Annotated in this window: 24 protein-coding genes; 8 read left to right on the top strand and 16 right to left on the bottom strand. The window is 62.8% G+C overall.

Annotated features, from left to right (window positions below; all coding sequences use genetic code 11):
* Positions 1-15 precede the first annotated feature (15 nt).
* On the bottom strand, positions 16-360 hold the full coding sequence (locus tag J5286_RS00935) for a MarR family transcriptional regulator (protein WP_018899175.1): 345 nt from the start codon (positions 358-360) through the stop codon (positions 16-18).
* A 115-nt stretch (positions 361-475) separates the two neighbouring features.
* Positions 476-1,864: a leucyl aminopeptidase family protein gene (locus tag J5286_RS00930; protein WP_113197223.1), complete on the bottom strand. Its 1,389-nt coding sequence runs from the start codon at positions 1,862-1,864 to the stop codon at positions 476-478.
* Between the two features lie 144 nt (positions 1,865-2,008).
* Here J5286_RS00930 and J5286_RS00925 point away from each other — a divergent pair, with 144 nt between their 5' ends.
* Positions 2,009-2,839, top strand: a complete 831-nt coding sequence (locus J5286_RS00925; RefSeq protein ID WP_209188717.1) for a tetratricopeptide repeat protein — start codon at positions 2,009-2,011, stop codon at positions 2,837-2,839.
* 7 nt (positions 2,840-2,846) lie between these two features.
* On the opposite strand, the gene J5286_RS00920 is transcribed toward J5286_RS00925, so the two are convergent.
* The 10 genes from J5286_RS00920 to J5286_RS00875 form a co-directional block, all read right to left on the bottom strand.
* A complete protein-coding gene (locus J5286_RS00920) occupies positions 2,847-3,479 on the bottom strand; it encodes a LysE family translocator (RefSeq protein WP_209188718.1) in 633 nt (210 codons plus the stop codon).
* 96 nt (positions 3,480-3,575) lie between these two features.
* On the bottom strand, positions 3,576-4,562 hold the full coding sequence (locus J5286_RS00915; protein ID WP_047506661.1) for a type II secretion system F family protein: 987 nt from the start codon (positions 4,560-4,562) through the stop codon (positions 3,576-3,578).
* Positions 4,563-4,575: 13 nt separating this feature from the next.
* Positions 4,576-5,583: a type II secretion system F family protein gene (locus J5286_RS00910; protein ID WP_209188719.1), complete on the bottom strand. Its 1,008-nt coding sequence runs from the start codon at positions 5,581-5,583 to the stop codon at positions 4,576-4,578.
* Positions 5,584-5,587: 4 nt separating this feature from the next.
* A complete protein-coding gene (locus tag J5286_RS00905) occupies positions 5,588-7,060 on the bottom strand; it encodes a TadA family conjugal transfer-associated ATPase (protein ID WP_209188720.1) in 1,473 nt (490 codons plus the stop codon).
* A gap of 22 nt (positions 7,061-7,082) precedes the next feature.
* The gene (locus tag J5286_RS00900) at positions 7,083-8,360 is read right to left on the bottom strand and encodes a CpaE/TadZ family protein (RefSeq protein WP_209188721.1); all 1,278 of its coding nucleotides are present in this window, start codon (positions 8,358-8,360) and stop codon (positions 7,083-7,085) included.
* Between the two features lie 17 nt (positions 8,361-8,377).
* Positions 8,378-9,109, bottom strand: coding sequence for a CpaD family pilus assembly protein (locus tag J5286_RS00895; protein ID WP_209188722.1), 732 nt, complete (start codon positions 9,107-9,109; stop codon positions 8,378-8,380).
* A 17-nt stretch (positions 9,110-9,126) separates the two neighbouring features.
* On the bottom strand, positions 9,127-10,629 hold the full coding sequence (locus J5286_RS00890) for a type II and III secretion system protein family protein (protein WP_209188723.1): 1,503 nt from the start codon (positions 10,627-10,629) through the stop codon (positions 9,127-9,129).
* A gap of 11 nt (positions 10,630-10,640) precedes the next feature.
* On the bottom strand, positions 10,641-11,453 hold the full coding sequence (gene cpaB / locus J5286_RS00885) for a Flp pilus assembly protein CpaB (protein WP_209188724.1): 813 nt from the start codon (positions 11,451-11,453) through the stop codon (positions 10,641-10,643).
* A 110-nt stretch (positions 11,454-11,563) separates the two neighbouring features.
* Positions 11,564-12,076 (bottom strand): A24 family peptidase, encoded by a 513-nt coding sequence (locus J5286_RS00880; RefSeq protein WP_209188725.1) that lies wholly within the window; start codon positions 12,074-12,076, stop codon positions 11,564-11,566.
* A gap of 103 nt (positions 12,077-12,179) precedes the next feature.
* Entirely contained in the window at positions 12,180-12,365 is a 186-nt protein-coding gene (locus J5286_RS00875; protein WP_209188726.1) for a Flp family type IVb pilin, read from the bottom strand.
* A gap of 401 nt (positions 12,366-12,766) precedes the next feature.
* Between J5286_RS00875 and J5286_RS00870 the strand changes: the two genes are divergently transcribed.
* From J5286_RS00870 to J5286_RS00840, 7 genes are all read left to right on the top strand, one after another.
* Positions 12,767-13,189: a pilus assembly protein N-terminal domain-containing protein gene (locus J5286_RS00870; protein WP_209188727.1), complete on the top strand. Its 423-nt coding sequence runs from the start codon at positions 12,767-12,769 to the stop codon at positions 13,187-13,189.
* Between the two features lie 108 nt (positions 13,190-13,297).
* On the top strand, positions 13,298-13,915 hold the full coding sequence (locus J5286_RS00865) for a TadE/TadG family type IV pilus assembly protein (protein ID WP_209188728.1): 618 nt from the start codon (positions 13,298-13,300) through the stop codon (positions 13,913-13,915).
* Positions 13,915-14,493 (top strand): TadE/TadG family type IV pilus assembly protein, encoded by a 579-nt coding sequence (locus tag J5286_RS00860; protein ID WP_209188729.1) that lies wholly within the window; start codon positions 13,915-13,917, stop codon positions 14,491-14,493. The genes J5286_RS00865 and J5286_RS00860 overlap by 1 nt, the downstream gene beginning before the upstream one ends.
* Before the next feature lie 119 nt (positions 14,494-14,612).
* A complete protein-coding gene (locus tag J5286_RS00855) occupies positions 14,613-15,833 on the top strand; it encodes a phosphopentomutase (protein ID WP_209215321.1) in 1,221 nt (406 codons plus the stop codon).
* The gene (locus J5286_RS00850; RefSeq protein WP_209188731.1) at positions 15,830-16,798 is read left to right on the top strand and encodes an adenosine deaminase; all 969 of its coding nucleotides are present in this window, start codon (positions 15,830-15,832) and stop codon (positions 16,796-16,798) included. Before J5286_RS00855 ends, J5286_RS00850 begins: the two co-directional genes overlap by 4 nt.
* Before the next feature lie 134 nt (positions 16,799-16,932).
* Positions 16,933-17,562 (top strand): uracil phosphoribosyltransferase, encoded by a 630-nt coding sequence (gene upp, locus J5286_RS00845; RefSeq protein ID WP_047506686.1) that lies wholly within the window; start codon positions 16,933-16,935, stop codon positions 17,560-17,562.
* A 161-nt stretch (positions 17,563-17,723) separates the two neighbouring features.
* On the top strand, positions 17,724-18,257 hold the full coding sequence (locus J5286_RS00840; protein WP_209188732.1) for a TIGR02281 family clan AA aspartic protease: 534 nt from the start codon (positions 17,724-17,726) through the stop codon (positions 18,255-18,257).
* On the opposite strand, the gene deoA is transcribed toward J5286_RS00840, so the two are convergent.
* The 4 genes from deoA to J5286_RS00820 are packed head-to-tail and all read right to left on the bottom strand — an operon-like array spanning position 18,258 to position 21,532.
* On the bottom strand, positions 18,258-19,565 hold the full coding sequence (gene deoA, locus J5286_RS00835; protein WP_209188733.1) for a thymidine phosphorylase: 1,308 nt from the start codon (positions 19,563-19,565) through the stop codon (positions 18,258-18,260).
* Between the two features lies 1 nt (position 19,566).
* Positions 19,567-20,343 carry a deoxyribose-phosphate aldolase gene (gene deoC / locus J5286_RS00830; RefSeq protein WP_209188734.1) on the bottom strand — a complete coding sequence of 259 codons (777 nt, stop codon included), beginning with the start codon at positions 20,341-20,343 and terminating at the stop codon, positions 19,567-19,569.
* A complete protein-coding gene (locus J5286_RS00825) occupies positions 20,340-21,146 on the bottom strand; it encodes a purine-nucleoside phosphorylase (RefSeq protein WP_209188735.1) in 807 nt (268 codons plus the stop codon). The genes deoC and J5286_RS00825 overlap by 4 nt, the downstream gene beginning before the upstream one ends.
* The gene (locus J5286_RS00820) at positions 21,146-21,532 is read right to left on the bottom strand and encodes a cytidine deaminase (RefSeq protein WP_209188736.1); all 387 of its coding nucleotides are present in this window, start codon (positions 21,530-21,532) and stop codon (positions 21,146-21,148) included. Before J5286_RS00820 ends, J5286_RS00825 begins: the two co-directional genes overlap by 1 nt.
* Positions 21,533-21,536: the final 4 nt, after the last annotated feature.

Here is a 21,536-nt window from a genome sequence, read left to right as displayed (position 1 = left end):
GTCTTGTCCTCAAAGTCACAGCCGGCGCCCGTGCTCACGCACGCGGTCGCCCAGTTTTTCCAGGTAAAGCGCGCCGCCCACGGTGCGCTTGATCAGCACGTTGCGCCGGTCGCTGTCATCGCGCACCCGGTCCACCAACCCCATCTCGCCCATCGTATCGAGCGCCCGGGTGATGACGGGCTTGGTCACATTGAGCTCGGCGGCCAGTCCGCGCACGGTATGCGGCGGCGGCACGAGATAGATATGCAGCAGGATCGCCATCTGGCGCAATGTCAAATCGCGGTCGTCGTGGCGAACCTGGTCGAGCGAGACGCCATGCCAGAGCCCGAGCGCCTGCGATGCGGTCAATTCGATCGGCACGGCCCCTCCCGCATTCGTTACGCCTGCGTTCCATTTTCCGGCACGTATCCGCACAACGCAATGGGGCGGCAAATCTGCCGCCCCACAGGGTGAATAAAATTTTAACGATCGGAGTCTAGCGCACGCTCTCGCGGATGTGGTGGTAAAGCGCCCGGATCGCCTGCGCCTCGCCGCCGCCGGGCGAATGCGGACGCTCCGAAGGCGCCCAGCCGTAAATGTCGAAATGCGCCCAGCTCTTGGCATGGCTGACGAAGCGCTTCAGGAACAGCGCCGCCGTGATCGCGCCCGCCATGCCGCCTGCCGGCGCATTGGTGATGTCGGCGAACTTGGCGCGGATATCCTTTTCGTAGCCGGCATAAAGCGGCAGCCGCCAGAGCGGATCGTCGGTCTCGATGCTCGATTCCATCAAGTCGCGCGCGAGATCGGTATCGTCGGTGAAGAAGGGTGGCAGGTCGGGTCCGAGCGCCACGCGCGCAGCCCCCGTCAGCGTCGCCATGTCGATCATAAGGTCGGGCTCTTCCTCGTCGGCGTAGGCCAGCGCGTCGGCGAGGATCAGGCGGCCCTCGGCGTCGGTGTTGTCGATCTGCACCGTCAGACCCTTGCGGCTCTTGTAGATGTCGCCGGGGCGGAAGGCGTTCGACGAAATAGAGTTCTCGACCACGGGAATGACGACGCGCAGGTCGACCTTCAGCTTGGCATCCATGATCATCAGCGCCAGGCCCATGACGTTGGCCGCACCCCCCATATCCTTCTTCATCAGAAGCATCGAGGAGGCGGGCTTGATGTCGAGACCGCCCGTGTCGAAGCACACGCCCTTGCCGACCAGCGTGATCTTGCGATGACCCTTCTTGCCCCAGCGCAGTTCCATCAGTCGCGGCGCGTCGGCGCTGGCGCGGCCGACCGTGTGGACCAGCGGGAAATTATGCCGGAGATCGTCGCCCGAGATCACCGAGATCTCCGCCTTGTAGTGCGCCGCAAGCCCGCGGAACGCCGCTTCCAGCTCGTTCGGGCCCATGTCGTTGGTGGGGGTGTTGATCAGGTCGCGGGCGAGGAAGACGCCGGCCAGCTGCCGCTTGATATCGGCGGCATCGGCATCGCGTGGGATCATCAGGGTGCCGGCCGGCTGCTTCTCGGATTTGTAGCGGTCGAAGCGGTAGCTCCCGAGGCCGAAGCCGAGCGCCAGCCGGTTGGCCGTCAGCGGCGCCGTCTCGATATGCCAGTCGCCCGCCGGCAGCGCGCGCGCCAGCTTGCCGGTGATATAGGGCTGTTCGGAAGGATTGGTGCCGAGGCCGAAGAGAGCGCCGCCGAGATGGCCTTCGGCAGTCGGGATCAGCAGCAGCGAGCCGCTTTCGGCCTTGTAGCCCGCCTTCTTCGCCCAATCGAGCGCGATCGGATCAATCGTCCCAGTTTCGATATGCGCCGGCGTGACGGCGAAGATCGGCAGGGTCTGGCCGCCCTTGGAGTTGAAGGGGGTCGGTCTCTCGATGAACTGGAACGGGGGCATTGTTTATCCTTCGGGGGCGTCCGGGAATCATATTTTAACGTTCCGTTAGGGTTAACAGACTATTGCTTGAGCGTAGATTGCGTCAAAGCCTTTCCCTGTTCCGCTTTTAGGTCAGGCGCCGATTTCTGATTTCAGGAAACCGCGATGGCTGCTTTGGTCGACACCACTTCGAAAACCCGTCTCCTCCAGTGCGCGGCAACCGCGATGCTGGCCCTGATGCTGGCCGGTTGCAACACCACCAAGGACAGGATGACGACGGGCTCCATCCCGGTCGCGCTGAACAAGCCGGTCGAGACGATGAACGATCAGGAAGTGCGCTCCGCCACCGATCGCGTCGGTCAGGCCTACGAGAAGAACCCGCGCGATCCCGTCAACGGCGTCAACTACGCCAATCTCCTGCGCATGCAGGGCAGGGACGCCCAGGCGCTCGCCGTCATGCAGCAGGTGGCGATCGCCAATCCGCAGGATCGCAACGTGCTCGCAGCTTATGGCAAGGCGCAGGCCGCCGCCGGCCAGCTGCAGCAGGCGCTCGACACCATCGGCCGCGCCCAGACGGCCGACCGTCCCGACTGGAAGCTCGTCTCCGCTGAGGGCGCCATCCTCGATCAGCTCGGCCGTTCGAGCGAGGCCCGCCAGCGCTATCGCGACGCGCTCGATCTGCAGCCGGGCGAGCCGTCGATCCTCTCCAACCTCGGCATGTCCTACGTGCTCACCCGCGATCTCCGGACCGCCGAAACCTATTTGCGTCAGGCAGCAGCCCAGCCGACGGCCGATAGCCGCGTGCGCCAGAATCTCGCGCTCGTCGTCGGCCTGCAGGGCCGCTTCCCGGAAGCGGAAAAGATCGCCCGTGGCGAACTCTCGCCGCAGCAGGCCGATGCCAACGTCGCCTATCTCCGCTCGATGATGTCGCAGCAGAATTCCTGGCAGAAGCTCGCCGCCAAGGATGTGGGCGCTGAAACAAGCAGCGCCAACTGATTAAAGCCTACCGGCCGCTCAGGCCCGTCACGACAAGCTGCAGGCCAAGCCCGGCCATGACGGCGCCGGCCGCGCGGTCGATCCACTTCTTTGCGGCGAGATAGATCCGGCGCGGGTGCCGGGCCGAGAAAGCCAGCGCCACGATCGTGTACCACCCGGCCTCGACGACGAAGACCCCAAGCGGGATCGCCACGAACAATTCCAGCGGAATGGTCTTCGGCAAGAGCGCCGCGAAAATGCTGGCATAGACGACGATTGTCTTCGGATTGCTGACCTGCGTCAGGAACGCTGTCATGAAGCTGCGGCCGACGGCGCGGCTGGCGGCGGTCGTCTCGCCGATCTCAAGCGGCTCGCTCGCGCCGCGCCAGATCTTGTAGGCTATATAGGCGAGATAGAGCCCGCCCGCGACCTTCAGCGCCAGATAGAGCCAGCCGAACTGCGAGAGCAGGGCTGTCAGCCCCGCCAGCGCCAGTATGCTGAACAGAACGCCGCCGAGACCCATGCCAGCGGCCGCCGCAAGCCCGTCGACGCGTGAGCGCGCCACGGCGATCCTGGAAACGAGAACGAAGCTCGGCCCCGGGCTCATCGCGCCGATCGAGAGCGTTGCGATAATGCTGAGAAAGACACTGAGCGACGACATGGCAATGGTCCGTGGGTGGGGGTGGCGTCTTTGAATGTCACACGACCCAGCGTGGCGGTCCATCCTAAAAATAGGCTGTGCTAACGGCCGCTGCTCTTAGAACCGGTCGGCGACCTGGATACCGGCCGGGCCGAGAATGACGGCGACCAGAACCGGCAGGAAGAACAGGATCATCGGCACGGTGAGCTTCGGCGGCAGCGCGGCGGCCTTCTTCTCCGCCTCGTTCATCCGCTCGTCGCGGCCTTCCTGGGCAAGAACGCGCAGCGCCTGCGAGATCGGCGTACCGTAGCGATCGGCCTGCATCAGCGCCTGCACGACCGACTGCACGATCGGGATCTGCGTGCGCGTGCCGAGATTTTCGAGCGCCACGCGGCGATCGGGCAGGAAGGAAAGCTCGGCCGTCGTCAGCACCATCTCTTCCGCGAGCGGCGGAGAGGCCTCGCCGAGTTCCTCCGAAACGCGACGCATCGCGGCTTCGATCGAGATACCGGATTCGACGCAGATCAGCATCAGGTCCAGCGCATCCGGCCAGGCGCGCTTGATCGAATGCTGCCGCTTTTTCATCTTGTTGGAGATGAAGATATTCGGTGCGTAGAAGCCGACATAGGCAAAGCAGAGCGTCGCGAGAAAGCGGATCGGCGTCGGCTTGTCGACGAGGTGGTCGAGGCCGAACACCCAGAAGATCGCCAGCGCGAAAAAGCAGAAAGGCAGGAGAAAGCGCGCGACCAGGAACATGTTGAGCGCGTTTTCCGAGCGATAGCCCGCCGCGCGCAGCTTGTTCATGGTGTTCTCGTCGACCAGCGCCTCGCGCAGGTTGAAGCGCTCGACGATCTGGCGAACGGAGCGGTTGTTCTGCGTGCGCAGCGACGCCTTGCTGCCGGTCGATTCCGCGTTCATCCGCGCGCGTTCGCGGGCGCGCATCTGCTCGCGCTCCGTCGAGACCGCCTTCATGCGCTGGTTGAGATCGCCGCGCTCGAAGAAGGGGATGGCGAGCGTGTAGAGCGTCGCAAACACCGCCAGCGCCACCAGCACCGCGATCAGCATCGAGGGATCGGTCAGGGAACTCGCAAGATCGGACGACATCGCATTGCCTCGGTTAGATATCGAAATTGACCATGTTGCGCATGACGAAGATGCCGATCGACATCCACACCGCCGAAGCGCCCATGATCAGGTGGCCGCGGGGGTCGGTGAACAGCACCATCATGTATTGCGGCGACGTCAGGTAGACGAGGGTCGCGACGATGAACGGCAGTGCGCCGATGATGACGGCCGATGCCTTGGCTTCCATCGAGAGCGCCTTGACCTTTGCCTTCATCTTCTTGCGCTCGCGCAGCACCTTTGCGAGGTTGCCGATCGCTTCGGAGAGGTTGCCGCCCGCTTGCGACTGAATGGCGATGACGATCGCGAAAAAGTTCACTTCCTGCAGCGGCATGTGGTTGCCCATGCGCGTGCAGGCGTCGGGCACGCTGAGGCCGATCTGCTGGGATTCGACCACGCGACGGAACTCGCCCTTGACCGGCTCCTTGCCCTCGTTGGCAATCAACCGGATGGCGTCGTTCAGCGGAAGGCCTGATTTGATCGACCGTACGATGACATCGAGCGCGTTCGGGAATTCGTCGAGGAACTTGTTCTGACGGCGCTTGATCAGGAAGCTGAGGATCCAGCGCGGCAATCCCAGTCCTGCCACGATAGGCAGGCCGAGGACGACCATGGTGGGAGCGTCGGCCAGGAATGCGAGAAACATCAGAACAAGGCCGAAAATGGCGCTGAACATGTAGAACCGGCCGGGCGTGATCGAGATGCCGGCCTGCGTCAGGCGCGATTTCAGCGTGAGCTTTCTCTTGGCGTTTTCCTGTTGCCGCTTTTCGAGATCCTTCAGGTTGTCCTGCATCGACTTGCGACGCTTCGACATTTCCTGGACGCGGTCGCGGGCGGCCTTGACGTTCTGCTTGTCGAGTTCGGCGGATGCGACCCGGCTGACGCGGCTTGCCGCCTTCTTTTCGGTTTCCATCCGTGAGAAGAGCAGGCCGTAGCAGACCGCGCCGGCCGAAATGGCCACGAGCAGCACGATACCCAGCACGATCGGATCGAAACCGAACATAATCCTAATCCTTCGACTTCTCTTCCATCTCGTCGAGCGCCGCGGCGAGCCGCTTTTCTTCGTTGTAGTAGCGGGCGCGATCCCAGAAATTCGGCTTGCCGATGCCGGTCGACTTGTGCCGGCCGATGATCCGTCCCGAGGCGTCTTCCCCTTCGATCTCGTAGCGCATCAGATCCTGGGTGATGATTACGTCGCCTTCCATGCCCATCACCTCGGTGATCTGAGTGATGCGGCGCGATCCATCGCGAAGACGCGCGGCCTGGACGACGATGTCGATCGAGTTCGAGATGATTTCGCGAACCGTCTTGGCCGGCAACGAATAGCCGCCCATGGCGATCATCGATTCGATACGGCTGAGGCATTCGCGCGGCGAGTTGGAGTGGATCGTGCCCATCGAGCCGTCGTGGCCGGTGTTCATCGCCTGCAGGAGGTCGAAGACCTCCGGTCCGCGCACTTCGCCGACGATGATGCGTTCAGGGCGCATACGCAGGCAGTTCTTGACCAGATCGCGCATGGTGATCTCGCCTTCGCCTTCGATGTTCGGCGGGCGGGTTTCGAGCCGCACCACATGCGGCTGCTGCAGCTGCAGTTCGGCCGTGTCCTCGCAGGTGATGACGCGCTCGTCGCGGTCGATGTAGTTGGTGAGGCAGTTGAGCAACGTCGTCTTGCCCGAGCCGGTACCGCCGGAGATGACGATATTGCAGCGGACGCGGCCGATGATCTGCAGCAGCGTCGCGCCCTCGGGCGTGATCGCCCCGAAGCGCACCAGCTGGTCGAGCGTCAGCTTGTCCTTCTTGAACTTACGGATGGTGAGCGCCGGGCCGTCGATGGCGAGCGGCGGCGCAATCACGTTGACGCGTGAGCCGTCGGGAAGGCGGGCGTCGCAGATCGGGCTGGATTCGTCGACGCGGCGGCCGACCTGGCTGACGATGCGCTGGCAGATCGACAAGAGCTGGGCGTTGTCGCGGAAGCGCACTTCCGATTCCAGCGTCTTGCCGCCCACTTCGATGAAGGTCTTGCCGGAGCCGTTGACCATGATGTCGGCGATGTCGTCGCGCGCCAGGAGTGGCTCCAGCGGACCGTAACCGAGAACGTCGTTGCAGATATCGTCGAGCAGTTCTTCCTGCTCGGAAATCGACATCGCGAAGTTCTTGATCGTGATGATATCGTTGACGATATCGCGAATTTCCTCGCGCGCGCTTTCGCCGTCGAGCTTGGCGAGCTGCGAGAGGTCGATCGTGTCGATCAGCGCCGAGAACACCTGCGCCTTGGTGTCGTAATATTCGTCGGTGCGGGCAGGGCGCTTGCGCTGCGGCGTCTGCATCGGCGGCGGCGCCACCTGCTGGCGTGCCTGCTCGCGCTGCGGCTCGACGAAGACGGCGGGCGCCGACGACGAGGAAGGCGCAGCAACAGGCGGCGGTGGCGCGATCGTGCCGCCCGCCTTGCCAGATCCTTCGTTTCCGCGTTTTCCGAACATGCCTTATTCCACTCCTGGTGGGCTACTTGCGTTTCAGGAGGCTGAGAAGACTGCTCTTCTTCGCCTTCTTGACGGCGATGCGCCCGGTAACGATGTGCGACAGCTGTGAGAAGGTCTCGGCCGTCGGCGATTTCGGATCCATCTCCGAGATCATCCGGCCGCTATTGGCAGCCGTTCCGAAAAGGTTGCCGTCGAACGGGATGATGGCGACGGGCTCGCATTCCAGCGGCTCGCAGAAATCAGACGGGCTGATCTCGGGACGCTTCGGCATGCCCACCTGGTTGAGAACGAGATGAGGTGGCTTGTCGTTCGGCCGCATCTTGCGCAGCGCGTCGATCAGGTTCTTCGTGTTGCGCAGATTGGCAAGATCGGGCGACGCGCAGATCACCACCTCGTCGGCGGCACCGAGTACAGAGCGGGTCCATTCGGACCAGGCGTGCGGCACGTCGAGCACGGTCACCGGCGCGCTGCGCTGCAGCACCTCCATGACCGGCTGGAAGGCATGTCCGTCGAAATCATAGGCGCGATCGAGGATGGAGGGCGCGGCCAGCAGCGAAAGATGCTCGGAGCACTTCGTCAGCAGGCGGTCGAGGAACATCTCGTCCAGGCGCTCCGGGGCATAGACCGCTTCTGCGATCCCCTGCGTCGGATCCTGGTCGAAGTCGATGTTAGCGGTTCCGTAGGGCAGGTCGAGGTCCGCGAGGATCGTCTCGGTCGAAAACAACCGCGAAATACCGAAGGCGCAGTTATGCGCGATGGTCGAGGCGCCGACGCCGCCCTTGGCGCCGATGAAGGCGATGCTGCGCCCCAATGGCTCGGCATCTGGATCGACAAAGATCGTCGCCATCGCCGTCATGATGTCGGGCATGGCAACCGGCTGAACGATGTATTCGGAGATGCCGTTGCGGATGAGCTCGCGATAGAGTGCGATATCGTTGTGGTAACCGACGATGATGACCTTGGTCGAGGGATCGCAGACGGCGGCGAGCGGTGCCAGCTCGTTGAGCAGGCCGGCGCTGCCGGCGCGGGTCTCGAGAATGATCAGGTTCGGCGTCGGCGCGCTGGCGAACATGTTGGCCGCGGCCGCGATGCCGCCGCTGGTGATGCGCAGGCTGACCTTCGATAGGCGGCGGTCGTTGCCGCAGCGCTCCATCACCCGCTGCAGTTCCTCGCTCTCGCAGAAGGCATGCACCGAAATGCGCGGCAGCGGGCGCATGTTTTCCAGCTCGCCCATGCGCATGGCGTCTTCGGCCTGCTGAAGGTCGGCGGCGTTGGTGATGTCGTATTCAACCGTGCTCATCGTCAATCCCAGCCTGATCAGAAGCTGCCGGCGGAACTGCCGCCGACGTCTTCGATGTTCGATGTGCGTTCGCGATATTCCTTGATGGCGGCGTTGCGGCGCGTCGCGTCGATCGGGGTCATGCCGCGCGGCGCGACGAGATCTTCGGGGTTGGCGATCTGTGCCGCGAGGTTGTTCTGCGTCGCGCAGCCGAAATTGTAGTAATTCTGGTTGCTGAAGTCGTTGATCATGTCCTTCGGCCACTGACCGCACTGCGAGGTCATCGCCGTGGTGCCGACGAAGGTGAGGCGGATCGGTGCCGCGTCCTTGGCGTCGAGCGTCACATAGGAGCTGTTGACGATCTTCGAGCTCGCGATCCCGCGTGCGGAGAGTTCGGCGCGCACCTGGCCGCGCAGCTGGCGGGCGGCGTTGGAGTTCGGCGATCCCTCAGGGGTCAGCAGGTATACCGGGCCGGTGGCGCGCGAGCCATAGTTCTGCGCGAAGCCGCGGATCATGTCGCGCTGTGCGGTGTTCAGGCGGCGGTCGGTCGAGGCGACAGGGATGTCCACCGATTGCTCGGCTTCCGTCACCACGATCGGATGGCGCTGGCGGTAATCGTCGGGAATGCCGCCCGTGGTCAGGTCGTCGCGCGAGGCGCAGCCTGACAGCGTCGCGGCGGCGAGGGCAGCTGCGATAAGCGATATCGAAAAGCCGCGGTGACGGGCGCTGGTCTTGATCTTGGCCATCGGCGTGTCTCTGTGTTGTGCCATTGCTGATCCCGCTTCGCTCATTTGTAGATGAACCCGATTGAACCGTGGAACTGGGCGTCGGCGACCGGCGTCTTTCCGCCATAGACCTTGTTGACGCGGTTCATGAAGAATGCCGCGCCGTCGTTCTCCGGGCTGAAATTGTCGTCGGGACGGTTCAGCTGATTGCGGGCGACGGGACGCACGAGATAGGGCGTCGCGATGATGACGAGCTCGGTCTCTTCACGCTGCACGGTACGCTGGCGAAACAGCGTGCCCAGCAACGGGATCTTGTTGGCACCTGGCGTTCCGTTCGATGTCTGTGCGACGTTGTCGCGGATAAGGCCCGCCAGCGCGATCGAGCCGCCGGAAGGAAGCTCGACGGAGGTCTCGGCGGAACGGCGCTGGTAGGTCGGCGCGGAGCCGCTGACGGACGGTGCCGGTTCCGAAACGTTGGTCTTGATCTCCAGGCTGATGCGCCCGGAAGACAGCACCACAGGCTTGAAGCCGAGGCTGATGCCGTAATTGTAGGGGGTGACGGTGACGTTGCCGTCGTTGTCGGTCGTCGAATAGAGGACCTGGCCGCCGGAATTGAAGGTCGCCGCCTGGCCGGAAATTGCCGTCAGCGTCGGTTCGGCAAGGGTCTTCACGACCTTGGCCTGTTCCAGCGCGCTCAGATAGGTCGAGATGTCGTATTTGCCGATCGAGCTCTTGAACAGCGCCGCCAGACCGCCGCCGAGCGTCGCGGTTGCTGCGCTGGCATTCGGCGCGCCGAGCTGAGCGACGCTGAGGCCGCCGGAATTGGAAACCAGATTGTCGAAGCCGATCTGCTTCAGGATCTCGCGGCGAACTTCGGCGATCGTGACTTTCAGCGTGACCTGGTCCTCGCCTTCGATCTGCAGCAGGTTGATCACCTGCGATTGCTGGCGGTTTTCCGCAAACAGCGCCACCGAGCCGTCGCCGCCGGAGCCACTCACCGATTTTTCGCGCGTCGTTGCCTCGCCGCCCTTGAGGAACACACCAGCCAGATCGGCGGCCTGCGCCGCGTCTTGCGGCGTGCGTACTGTTCCGGTCAGAACGATGTTGTCCGAGACGATCTCGACGTTGATGTTGGAATCCGGGATGAAGCGGCGCAGGTTGGTCTGCAGCCCGCTGACATCGCGCTCGATGGCGATGTCGAGGCTGACGATCTGCTGGCCGTCGGCGCCGAAGATGAAGATGTTGGTTTGTCCGACTTGTTTGCCGAACAGATAAATGCGCCGCGACGATCGGGTAACGGCGTCAGCCATGCCGGGATCGGAAACGAGAATGTCGTGCGCATCGACGGGCAGGTCGATGACGATAGCCTTTTTGAGCCCGAGCTTGAGGCTGCGATGCGCGCCCGAGCCGGTTTGGGTGATATTGACCATGCCGTCGGCCGCTGCCTCAGCGGCGCTGACACCGACCACGGGGAAGAGGAAGTCAGGCACAGCGCCGGTAAAGCCGACCGTCAGCGACAGGCAGCCTGCCATCAGATGTTTCATGTGCCGTGTTGAGTTGCCCATGTCCGTTTCCTCTACTCGGCTTTCGAAGGCGCGCTGTCGGTGACGATCGCGCCTGACTTGATGACCTGAACGATGGAGCTGCCATTGTCGCCGCTCAGCAGGTAGTCGGCGGCCTTGGTGTCCGGCTCGCGGGCGTCGGCGACAGAGCGCAGCGCCAGCGACAGGCGGTCGGCCATCTGTTGCGCCACGGCGAGAACCTTGGTCTGGTCGGGGGTGAGTTCCAGCGTCGCGGTCGTGCCGACCACGGCCTTGGAACCGTCGTCCTTTTCCTGGATCTGCTGGTCGATGGCGAGCACGCGAACGTTGTTGAGCACGGTCTCGGTCAGATACTTCTCGCCGGTCTTTTCCTTGCGCACCATGATCAGGTCGACACGGTCGTTCGGCAGGATGAAGCCGCCGGCACCGGTTGCGACCGAGATTTCGGTGGCGACCGCGCGTTTGCCCGAGGGCAGCAGCGACGACATGATACGGCTGTTGGAATCGGCGATCTTTTCCGCCCGGATCGGCTCGCCTTCAAAGATCGGCATGCGCACCACGGCGCCCTGCAGCTCCTTGATCGCGTCAGGCTTGTCGGTTTCGGTGATGAAGCCCTGGACGACCCCGCCTTGCGGCCACGCCATCCAGTGCGCGGCCTTGTCATCGAATCGCGCGCCGACAGGCAGGTTGGCGCTGGAGACCAGAACGTTGACGGTCGGTTCCTTCTCGACCACCTGCTGCACCTGGGTCACGACCGATCCGCGGCCGGCAAGGCTCATCGCCAGAACGCCGGCAAGACCGGCGGCGACGACAGCCACTCCAAGGATCAATATGCGCGCGGGTTTCATCAGGCGTTCCCCAAGGAATCGAAATATTCGTTCCGGAGAATTGGCTCCAATTGGTGTAATTATAGTTAACGAAAGACTTCGATCTTAGGTTAACGAGCGCTTAAGCGCCTTTATTTCAGGCCTTCCAGCGCCGTTATGAACAGCGGGGAAGACGGAAACGCCAGAAAGCCGCCGATCGCAATGGCGATACCATACGGGATCTTCTTGGCGAGAAGAATGGAGTTCGGAACCGGAAGGCCGATCGCAAGGATGGTGTTTGTCTGCATCCGGATTATCAGGATGAGCAAAGTGATCAGGCCGCCGAAAATGCCGACATAGCCGAGAAACTCGACGATGGCGGTGCTAAGGCCGAACCAGAGTGCTGCCGCCGTCAAGAGCTTGGCATCCCCGCCGCCCATCGTGTTGGTGGCGAACAGGATGAAGCAGACGACAAAGACAGCAAGCGCGCCAGCGGCATGGCTGCCGATCTCGGCAAGCGGCATGCCAGTGAGAAGCGCGATGGCGAAGAACGACGCGATGAGGATGATGGAGATCCTGTTCGGGATCGTCATCGTGAACAGATCGGAAAATGCCGCGACTGCGAGGCACAGCGGGAATATCACAAAGACGGAAGCTGCGATCATTCTGCTATCGATCCTTAAGACAAAAGGCCCACTGTGCCAGTGAGCCCATGTTTAGCGCCAGACCTGTTAAGGTCTGGCGTATATCGTGTCGCCTTAGGCGATATCAGGGAGCAGCCGGCGTCTTGTTGGCGATCGTGTTCGACAGGTTGTTGAACATGATGTTCAGTTTGCTGCCGAGTGCGCCGGCGCCGGTGATGAGCGCTACGGAAATGAGCGCTGCGATCAGGCCGTATTCAATTGCGGTCGCGCCGGATTCGTCTTTCAGAAAACGGCTTACAAGCTTGGTCATGATAACTCCTAACTCCAGTTGATGTTCAGCACGTCCGCCAACTGTTTGCCGTTGATCGGATGAGCACAACCTAACGAACCGCTCTTTCGATCGGCTTAAAAAAATGGGTTACTAATATGTAAATCAGAAGCACTCGCCCCCTATGGTAAGTAACCGATTCAGTAGTTCGGTAAATATTTAAATATCGTGCGGAAGTTACTGCTGAATAAGGGATTTCTGATAGGCCGTTGCCCAATGCCGTTACCTGATCGGCTGCCGTCGAAGCGACCTGTCTCGTTTCAGTACTGCTCACAGCGCGTTAACGTCTCGTTATGGACGGGGTCGCCCCGGTATTAAGGTTTCATGCACCATTTTTTTCTATGCTCTCGGTAAGTTAGCGTCGTGATCGTGAGAGAATCCAGATGTCATCGAGCGGCATAAGGCTAGTCCTTGCCAGTGTTCTTGCCGCCGCCGCGGCTTGTACAACTGTCTGCGTCCCGGCCTTCGCCCAACAGCAGCAGATGCTCAGGGTCTATATGGATCAGGCGCGCGTGTTGAAGCTCGACCGTCCAGTCAGCAAGGTTATCGTCGGCAATGCCAAGGTGGCGGATGCGACGGTCGCCGACGCAAAGACCATCGTGCTGACAGGCCGCAGTTTCGGCAGCACCAATCTCGTCCTGCTCGATGCCGACGGCAACGCCATCCTGGATCAGAGTATTCTCGTATCGATCGACGAAGCCAACACAGTGCGCGTATTCCGCCAGACCGAGCGCACGGTTCTATCCTGCACGCCGAACTGCGAACAGCACAGTGACACAACGTCCGCCGCCGCCGCCGCGCCCTGATCGGTCAATGTCTCTTCATTCATCGTTAAAGTTCTGAACCGGCCTGAAACGGAAAATCAACGTTCGGCACCTAAAACTGCATGAACAAAGCTGTGTCGGATACAAACCATGACGGAATTGGATCAAACAGCGGAACGGACGGATCGGCGCGAATGTAAGCGACGGTGGTCCTTTGCCGCTTTCAGGCGCTCGCGTGACGGCGCCGCGGCGATCGAATTCGCGCTTCTTGCCATTCCCTATTTCATGGTGGTCTTCGCGATCATTGAAACCTTCATCGCCTTTGCCGGCGAAGAGCTCGTGTCCAACGCCGTCGATACGCTGGGCCGCAAGATCCGCACCGGCCAGATCACCGCCACCAATACCGACCGCACCGCCTTTCGCACCGCCTTCTGCAAGGAGATCTCGATCCTGATCACCTGTTCGGCGACGGAAGCGGCAACGCCAAGCAAGCTTTTCGTTGATGTCCAAAAGTTCGCGACCTTCGCGGCCATCCCGACGACCATTCCGACAAAAACGACCGCTAGCTATTCGGACCTCGACACATCGAAACTCCAATATGCACCCGGTGGCGCCGGCACCATCAACATGGTGCGGGCCTATTACAAGTGGCAGGTCATCGGCGATCTCATCCGCCCCTATATCTCCAACGTCCGGCCATCGGACGGCTCCTCGGCCTACTTCCTGATTGTCGCCACCGCCGCGTTCCAGAACGAGCAATACCCGTGATGAGGATCCGCAGCGCAATCGACAAGCTGAAGGCTCTGTCTCGCCGCTTCGCCGGTGACCGCGACGGCATGGGCGCGATCGAGTTCGCCATTCTCTTCCCGATCCTCGTCATGCTCTATGTCGGCGCATTCGAGATCACCATCGGTCTCAGCGTCAGCAAGCGCGCCTCGCGCGCGGCCGCCACGGTGGCGGATATCGTCACGCAGCAGCAGACGGTGACGAAGTCCTGGCTCGCCGACATGCCCAATGCTGCAGCCGCGATCTTCGTGCCCTACAATGCCGGAACCACGCTGAGCCTGAAGATTACAGGTATCCAGATCGATGCCTCGGCCAACCCGACCGTCAAGTGGTCCTGGGCGCAGGACAACAGCCGTCCCTACGCGGTCAATTCCGCCGTGACCGTGCCGACCGATCTCAAGAAGGCCAACAGCTTCCTCGTCCGCTCGGAGCTGTCCATACCCTACAAGCTGTTCCTCTTCGCGCCCAATCTCATGCCGAACAACAGCACCATCACCATTAGCCGTACCTATTATTACCGGCAGCGCCAGGGCGACAACGTTCTCTGTAGCGACTGCTGAACGGCACGCTCCAGCGCCCGCATTTGCCTCGGTATTTGCCATCGTGACGTCTCCGTTATAAGGCTTGTGACCCTGCGGCCGGCAATCCGGCGCGCCAGCTTTTCAGTGTCGGGTGAAACATGCCGCGTGCCTTTCTATTCGTGATGGATTCCTTCGGCGTCGGTGGCGCGCCCGATGCGGCCGCCTATGGCGACGAGGGGGCGGATACGCTCGGCCATATCGCCGAATTCTGCGCCGCCGGCCTGGGCGACCGCGAGGGCCTGCGATCAGGGCCATTGCAGCTGCCGAACCTGTCAGCGCTCGGCCTCCTGCACCTCGCAAAGGCCGCATCCGGCAAGATACCCGTGGGCATGCCGATGGCCGAGAAGGTCTATGCCAGCTTCGGCTCGGCCAACGAGGTCTCGCGCGGCAAGGATACGCCGTCGGGCCATTGGGAGATCGCTGGCACGCCCGTCAATTTCGACTGGGGCTATTTCCCGACCGAGGGCGACGCCTTCGCACCCGAATTCGTGGAAGCGCTGTGCCGCGCCGCCGAAGTGCCCGGCATCCTCGGCAATTGCCACGCCTCCGGCACCGACATCATCGCCCGCTACGGCGAGGAACATATCCGCACCGGCAAGCCGATCTGCTACACCTCGTCTGACTCCGTCTTCCAGGTCGCGGCCCACGAGAAGCATTTCGGCCTTGAGCGGCTGATGACCTTCTGCTCCATCGCCCGCGCCCTTCTCGACCGTGAAAACATCGGCCGCGTCATCGCCCGCCCCTTCGTCGGCGAAACCAAGGCCACGTTCGAGCGCACCGGCAATCGCCGTGATTTCTCCGTGCCGCCGCCCGAGCCGACGCTGCTCGACAGATTGGTGAAGGAAGGCCGCACGGTCCATGCCGTCGGCAAGGTCGGCGATATCTTCGCCCACCAGGGCGTCTCGCGGGTCGTCAAGGCCAATGGCAACGCGGCGCGGATGGACGCGACGCTGGAAGCCATGGATGTGGCCGAGGATGGCGATCTCGTCTTCACCAATTTCGTCGATTTCGACATGCTCTACGGCCACCGCCGCGACGTGCCGGGCTATGCCGCGGCACTCGAGGCCTTCGACGCGCGCCTGTCGGAAGTTGGCGGCAAGCTGAAGCCCGGCGATCTCGTCATCATCACCGCCGATCACGGTTGCGATCCGACCTGGCGCGGCACCGATCACACCCGCGAGCGGGTTCCCATCATCGCCTACGGCCCCGGCCATCGCCCGCGCAATCTCGGCATTCGTTCGAGCTACGCCGATATCGGCGAGACCATTGCCCAGCATCTGCGCATCCCCGCCGGCCCGCACGGGAGGAGTTTTCTGTGACGTCGCATCTGAAGAAAGTCGAGCTGCACTGTCATCTGGAAGGTGCCGCTCCGCCGGCGCTCACTTTGGCGCAGGCCCGCAAGTACAACATCGACATCAGCGCCTATCTGAAGGACGGCGCCTATGTCTGGCATGATTTCGCAAGCTTCCTCGAGTGCTACGACAAGATCTCCGAGGTCTACAAGACCGACGAGGACTATGCGCTGCTGACCGAAACCTATTTGGCCGAACTCGCCGCGATCGGCACGCTCTATAGCGAGCTCATCGTCTCGCCCGATCATGGCAAGCGCATCGGCCTCGGCGCCGACGCCTATATCGCAGGCGTGTGTGAGGGCATCCGCCGCGCCAAGGCGGCATCGGGCATCGAAGCGAGGCTGATCGTCACCGGCGAACGCCATTTCGGCCCTGACAGCGTCATCGGCGCCGCCGAATACGCCGCAAGCGCCCGCAACCCGCTTATCACCGGCTTCAACCTCGCGGGCGAGGAGCGCATGGGCCGCGTGGCGGACTATGCCCGCGCCTTCGATATCGCCCGCGACGCCGGCCTCGGCCTCACCATCCACGCCGGCGAAGTCTGCGGCGCTTTCAGCGTTACAGATGCGCTGGATGCGGTTCGCCCGGCCCGTATCGGCCATGGCGTGCGTGCCATCGAGGATGCCGATCTCGTCAAGCGGCTGGCCGATCTCGGCACGGTGCTGGAAGTCTGCCCGGGCTCGAACATCGCGCTCAAGGTCTTCCCGGATTTCCAGTCGCACCCGCTGCGCGCGCTGAAGGATGAAGGCGTGCGTGTTACGATCAGCTCCGACGATCCGCCCTTCTTCCACACCTCGCTCGAGCGGGAATACGAACTCGCTTCCTCCGCCTTCGGCTTCAGCGACGCCGAGATCAATGAATTTACCCGCACCGGCATCGAGGCCGCCTTCGTCGACGAGGCCACGCGTAGCGAGCTTCTGGCCAGGCTCTGATCCGTCCCGATCCGGGCCAGATTGGGGATCGCCAGATTGGGGATCACAGGGGCAATTTGCCCTCTGCTCTTGCGGCGGAGGCAAATTCCGTGGAAGAAACATGCTATAAGAACAGCTAAAGAAAGGGCTCGGCCATGAACGGCGTAACGGTCATCGATCATCCGCTCGTGCAGCACAAACTCACCATCATGCGGCGTAAGGAAACGTCGACGGGCAGCTTCCGCCGCCTGTTGCGGGAAATCTCCACGCTCCTGTGTTACGAGGTGACGCGCGATCTCGAGCTGACGATGGCAACCATCGAAACGCCGATGCAGACGATGGAATCGCCGATCCTCGAAGGCAAGAAGCTGGTCTTCGTGTCGATCCTGCGCGCCGGCAACGGCCTGCTCGAAGGCATGCTGGAGCTGGTACCCTCCGCGCGCGTCTCGCATATCGGCATGTATCGCGATCACGACACGCTTCAGCCCGTGGAATACTATTTCAAGGCGCCCGAAGCGCTCGATGAGCGCCTGATGATCGTCGTCGATCCGATGCTCGCGACCGGCAATTCCTCGATCGCCGCCATTCACAAGCTGAAGGAGCGCGGCGCGACCAACATCCGCTTCCTCTGCCTGCTCGCTGCCCCCGAGGGCATCAAGAACTTCCAGGAAGCCCATCCCGACGTGAAGATCTACACGGCCTCGATCGACAGCCATCTCAACGAGAAGGGCTATATCATGCCCGGTCTCGGCGATGCCGGCGACCGCATGTACGGCACGAAGTAATTAACGCGCCGTTTACCATTTGAAATGTTACATGGGGCCTGGACTATGTTTCCAGGCCTTATCTCCTTCCGCCGTTAGCAACTTTTCAGCAATTGTGGCTTAGCTGCTAAAGATACGGCCGCGCATGATGCACGGTTTATACAGGAAGGATTTCTGTTTCCATGCTCTTGCGTACAGTCATATTCGCAAGCATCGCCGCGGTGCTTGCCACACAGGTTCCTTCCTTCATCGGAAGCACGCCTACGCGCCCGGAAGGCCCGATCTCCGCCAATTTCGTCTCCGGCGCGATCGATCCCGCCCCCACGACCGCAATCTCAGGCAATGGCACCAGCATGCGCCTGCAGGCCGATCAGCAGGGCCACTACACCGGCGATTTCCGCATCAATGGCAAGTCGGTCTCTGGCCTGATCGATACCGGCGCGACTTACGTTGCGCTCAACGAGACCATGGCCCGTCGTCTCGGCTACACCGCCAACCAGCTCGATTTCCGCTATTCGGTCAACACCGCCAATGGCCAGACCAAGGCCGCGCATATCATGCTCGACCGCGTCGAGATCGGCGGCATTCGCGTGCGCGATGTCGAGGCTTTCGTCCTCAAGGACGAGGCCCTGTCCTCGACGCTTGTTGGTATGAGCTTCCTGAAGAAGCTCGCCTCCTACGCGGTGGCCGACGGCTCGCTCAGCATGAAGCAGTAGTCAGAAGCGCGATGAAATGACCGGTGGCAGCGCGGGCGCGCTGTCGCCGATCGCGTAGTTCGCCTGAAGCGCCGCAGCCGCTATTTCCGCCGCATCATCGTTTGCCGCATGCACGAAGGCGATCGGCTCGCCGCGCTCGACGTGCGTGCCGAGCGGCAGGATATCGCTGAACCCCACCCTATGGTCGATCCGGTCATCGGGGTGTCGCCGCCCGCCGCCGAGATCGATCACGCTCATCCCGATATCCCTGCTGTTGCAGGCCGCAAGCCAGCCGCTTCGCGTGGCCACGACAGGCCGGATGGCAGGGGCAGCCGGCAGATAGCTGTCAGGCTTTTCCATGAGGTCCGACGGGCCGCCCAGCATTTGCGCCATGCGCCCGAATATCTCCGCCGCCTTGCCTGAGGACAGCGCCTCGGCCGCCCGCGCCTCGCCATCCTCCCGCGACGATGCGACGCCCGACTGGACGAGCATCTCGGCCGCGAAGGCGAGAACCACGTTCTCCAGCCTTGTGCCGCTCTTCTCGCCCGCGAGGAACGCGATCGCGTTGCGGATCTCCAGCGCGTTGCCCACGGCATCCGCCAGCGGCTGGTTCATGTCGGTGATGACGGCCGAAGTCTTCAGCCCGGCGCCATTGGCCACCTCGACCAGCGACCGTGCCAGCTGCTCGGCCTCGTCGGACGAGGCCATGAAGGCGCCGTTGCCGGCCTTGACGTCGAGCACCAGTGTCTGCAACCCGGCGGCCAGCTTCTTCGACAGGATCGAGGCGGTGATCAGCGGAATGGAATCCACCGTAGCGGTCACGTCGCGCACCGCGTAGAGCTTGCCGTCCGCCGGCGCCAGCGCCGCCGTCTGGCCGATGATGGCGCAGCCCGCCTCGCGCACCACCTTGCGAAACAGCGCGGCATCAGGAGTAACCGTATAGCCTGGTATGGATTCCAGCTTGTCGAGCGTTCCGCCGGTGTGGCCGAGCCCGCGCCCCGAGATCATCGGCACTGCCAGCCCGCAGGCCGCCGCGATCGGCGCCAGCATCAGCGAGACATTGTCGCCGACGCCGCCGGTCGAATGCTTGTCGGCGATCGGCCGGTCGAGATCGCTCCAGTCGAGCATATCGCCGGAGCGCGCCATCGCCATGGTCAGCGAAACGGTCTCCTCGCGGCGCATCCCCTTGAACCACACGGCCATAGCAAAGGCGCCGATCTGCCCCTCGGAGAGCTTGCCCGCCGCAAGTGCTGCGATGAACGCCTGGATATCGTCATCGGACAGCACCGCGCCGTCGCGCTTGCGGCGAATGATCTCCTGCGGGATCATCTCAGTAGCTCGCGGCGGTCGCCGGTGCCGATTGCGTGCCGGAAAGAACCGCAATGATGTCGTCGAGCACGCCGGAAGCGCCGAAGCGGAAGGTCGAGGGCATCGGCCAGTCAGGCGCCATGATCGTTTCCGCCAGGCTCAGATAAAGTGCTGCATCCGCAACCGAGGCAATGCCGCCCGCCGGCTTGAAGCCGACCTTGCGACCGCTTTGGCGAATGGCGCGAAGCATGATGTCGGCCGCTTCAAGCGTCGCGTTGACGGACACCTTGCCGGTCGAGGTCTTGATGAAGTCGGCGCCTGCCTCGATCGCCAGTTCGGAGGCGCGGCGGATCATCGCCGCATCCTTGATCTCGCCGGTCTCGAGGATTACCTTCAACAGCACCGCCTCGCCGCATTCGGCGCGCACGGCGGCAACCATGTCTGTGACGGCCCGGCCGCTGCCGGCGATGAATTTGCGATAGGGGATGACGAGATCGATCTCGTCGGCGCCGTCGGCGATCGCCTCGCGCGTCTCGGCCGCCACGTCGGCGACCTCCATGTCGCCGGAGGGGAAGTTCACGACGGTGGCGATCTTCACGGGATGGCCGCTGCCGAGGATCGAGCGCGCATGCGCCACGAAGCGCGGCCAGATGCAGATCGCCGCGCTATTGCCGTAGGGCGTCTGCGCGCGTGCGCACAGGGCCTCGATCTGCGCCTCCGTGCAGTCGTCCTTGAGGTTGGTGAGATCAAGCAACGACAGCGCCACGGCCGCCGTTTCCTTCAGCGAGTGATTGCTCATGCGTCATTTCCTCCAGCCGCGATCATCTCTTTCAGGATGGCGGCAAGACGGGCACCGCCGATGGGCGCCATCTCCTTGGTTTCGTCGTGGCTCAGTTCCGAACCGGTCATTCCGGCCCCATAGTTGGTGATAACGGAAGCAGCCGCAACCCTCATGTCGAGCATTCGGGCAATGATCACTTCAGGCACGGTCGACATGCCCACGGCATCTGCGCCGAGAATACGGGCCATGCGGATCTCCGCCGGCGTTTCGAAGCTCGGGCCCGAAAACCACATGTAGACGCCCTCAGAAAGCGCTGTCCCAGTCTTCTCCGCCGCCCGCCGCATCGCCTCAGCAAGCGCGCTATCATAGGCATTGGTCATGCCCACGAAGCGGCGGTCGCTCTCCTCGCCGATCAGCGGGTTGATGCCGGAATAGTTGATGTGGTCGGTGATCTGCATCACCGATCCCGGCGCCAGATCCTCGCGCAGCGATCCCGCCGAATTCGTCAGGATCAGCGCCTCGACGCCGAGCGCCTTCAACACCTCGATCGGCCGCCGCATGGCGTTGGCATCGCCCGTCTCGTAGAAGTGCACGCGCCCCGACAGCATGATCAAAGGCACGCCGCCAAGCGTGCCGGCAACGACCTCGCCGGCATGGCCGGAAACCGCGCTGACGGGAAAGCCCGGAACATCCTGATAGGGTATGCGAACCGCATCCCTGAGCTCCGCCACCAGCGAGCCGAGCCCTGAGCCGAGGATGACGCCGTAGCGCGGCGAAAGCCCGCCGAGACGTGCCTTCAGCAGGTCGAGCGCCGCCTGCATCAGAGTTCGGTCTCGAAGCTGAAGGGAAGCAGTTCGTCCATGGTCATGGTCTTTTTCACGCCGGCTTCGTCGCAGAGGTAGATCTTCGTATCCTTGGAGGCGAATTCCGAGATCTTCTGCCGGCAGCCGCCGCAAGGCGGGCAGAGCGGCAGCTTCTCGGCGATCACGGCCATCTCGACGATCTTCTTCGCCCCACCCATGATCATGGCGCTGATAGCGGTCGGCTCCGCGCACCAGCCCTGTGGGAAAGAAAGGTTCTCGATGTTGGCGCCGGTATAGACCTTGCCGTCCTCGGCGCGGATCGCAGCACCGACGGGGAACTTGGAGTAGGGCGCGTGGGCGAATGCCATGGCGCCGCGGGCAGCTTCGAAGAGGTCGTGGGACATGTTC

This window comes from Rhizobium sp. 16-488-2b, assembly GCF_017741815.1.
Lineage (GTDB): Bacteria > Pseudomonadota > Alphaproteobacteria > Rhizobiales > Rhizobiaceae > Rhizobium.
Note: the sequence above shows the minus strand (reverse complement) of the source record. Positions and strands in the feature narration are given on the sequence as shown.

Excerpts from the sequence above, each read along its gene's own strand:
- J5286_RS00930 (WP_113197223.1), bottom strand. The coding sequence starts at position 1,864 with ATGCCCCCGTTCCAGTTCATCGAGAGACCGACCCCCTTCAACTCCAAG.
- J5286_RS00925 (WP_209188717.1), top strand. The coding sequence starts at position 2,009 with ATGGCTGCTTTGGTCGACACCACTTCGAAAACCCGTCTCCTCCAGTGC.
- J5286_RS00920 (WP_209188718.1), bottom strand. The coding sequence starts at position 3,479 with ATGTCGTCGCTCAGTGTCTTTCTCAGCATTATCGCAACGCTCTCGATC.
- J5286_RS00915 (WP_047506661.1), bottom strand. The coding sequence starts at position 4,562 with ATGTCGTCCGATCTTGCGAGTTCCCTGACCGATCCCTCGATGCTGATC.
- J5286_RS00910 (WP_209188719.1), bottom strand. The coding sequence starts at position 5,583 with ATGTTCGGTTTCGATCCGATCGTGCTGGGTATCGTGCTGCTCGTGGCC.
- J5286_RS00905 (WP_209188720.1), bottom strand. The coding sequence starts at position 7,060 with ATGTTCGGAAAACGCGGAAACGAAGGATCTGGCAAGGCGGGCGGCACG.
- J5286_RS00900 (WP_209188721.1), bottom strand. The coding sequence starts at position 8,360 with ATGAGCACGGTTGAATACGACATCACCAACGCCGCCGACCTTCAGCAG.
- J5286_RS00895 (WP_209188722.1), bottom strand. The coding sequence starts at position 9,109 with ATGGCACAACACAGAGACACGCCGATGGCCAAGATCAAGACCAGCGCC.
- J5286_RS00890 (WP_209188723.1), bottom strand. The coding sequence starts at position 10,629 with ATGGGCAACTCAACACGGCACATGAAACATCTGATGGCAGGCTGCCTG.
- cpaB (WP_209188724.1), bottom strand. The coding sequence starts at position 11,453 with ATGAAACCCGCGCGCATATTGATCCTTGGAGTGGCTGTCGTCGCCGCC.
- J5286_RS00880 (WP_209188725.1), bottom strand. The coding sequence starts at position 12,076 with ATGATCGCAGCTTCCGTCTTTGTGATATTCCCGCTGTGCCTCGCAGTC.
- J5286_RS00875 (WP_209188726.1), bottom strand. The coding sequence starts at position 12,365 with ATGACCAAGCTTGTAAGCCGTTTTCTGAAAGACGAATCCGGCGCGACC.
- J5286_RS00870 (WP_209188727.1), top strand. The coding sequence starts at position 12,767 with ATGTCATCGAGCGGCATAAGGCTAGTCCTTGCCAGTGTTCTTGCCGCC.
- J5286_RS00865 (WP_209188728.1), top strand. The coding sequence starts at position 13,298 with ATGACGGAATTGGATCAAACAGCGGAACGGACGGATCGGCGCGAATGT.
- J5286_RS00860 (WP_209188729.1), top strand. The coding sequence starts at position 13,915 with ATGAGGATCCGCAGCGCAATCGACAAGCTGAAGGCTCTGTCTCGCCGC.
- J5286_RS00855 (WP_209215321.1), top strand. The coding sequence starts at position 14,613 with ATGCCGCGTGCCTTTCTATTCGTGATGGATTCCTTCGGCGTCGGTGGC.
- upp (WP_047506686.1), top strand. The coding sequence starts at position 16,933 with ATGAACGGCGTAACGGTCATCGATCATCCGCTCGTGCAGCACAAACTC.
- J5286_RS00840 (WP_209188732.1), top strand. The coding sequence starts at position 17,724 with ATGCTCTTGCGTACAGTCATATTCGCAAGCATCGCCGCGGTGCTTGCC.
- deoA (WP_209188733.1), bottom strand. The coding sequence starts at position 19,565 with ATGATCCCGCAGGAGATCATTCGCCGCAAGCGCGACGGCGCGGTGCTG.
- deoC (WP_209188734.1), bottom strand. The coding sequence starts at position 20,343 with ATGAGCAATCACTCGCTGAAGGAAACGGCGGCCGTGGCGCTGTCGTTG.
- J5286_RS00825 (WP_209188735.1), bottom strand. The coding sequence starts at position 21,146 with ATGCAGGCGGCGCTCGACCTGCTGAAGGCACGTCTCGGCGGGCTTTCG.
- J5286_RS00820 (WP_209188736.1), bottom strand. The coding sequence starts at position 21,532 with ATGTCCCACGACCTCTTCGAAGCTGCCCGCGGCGCCATGGCATTCGCC.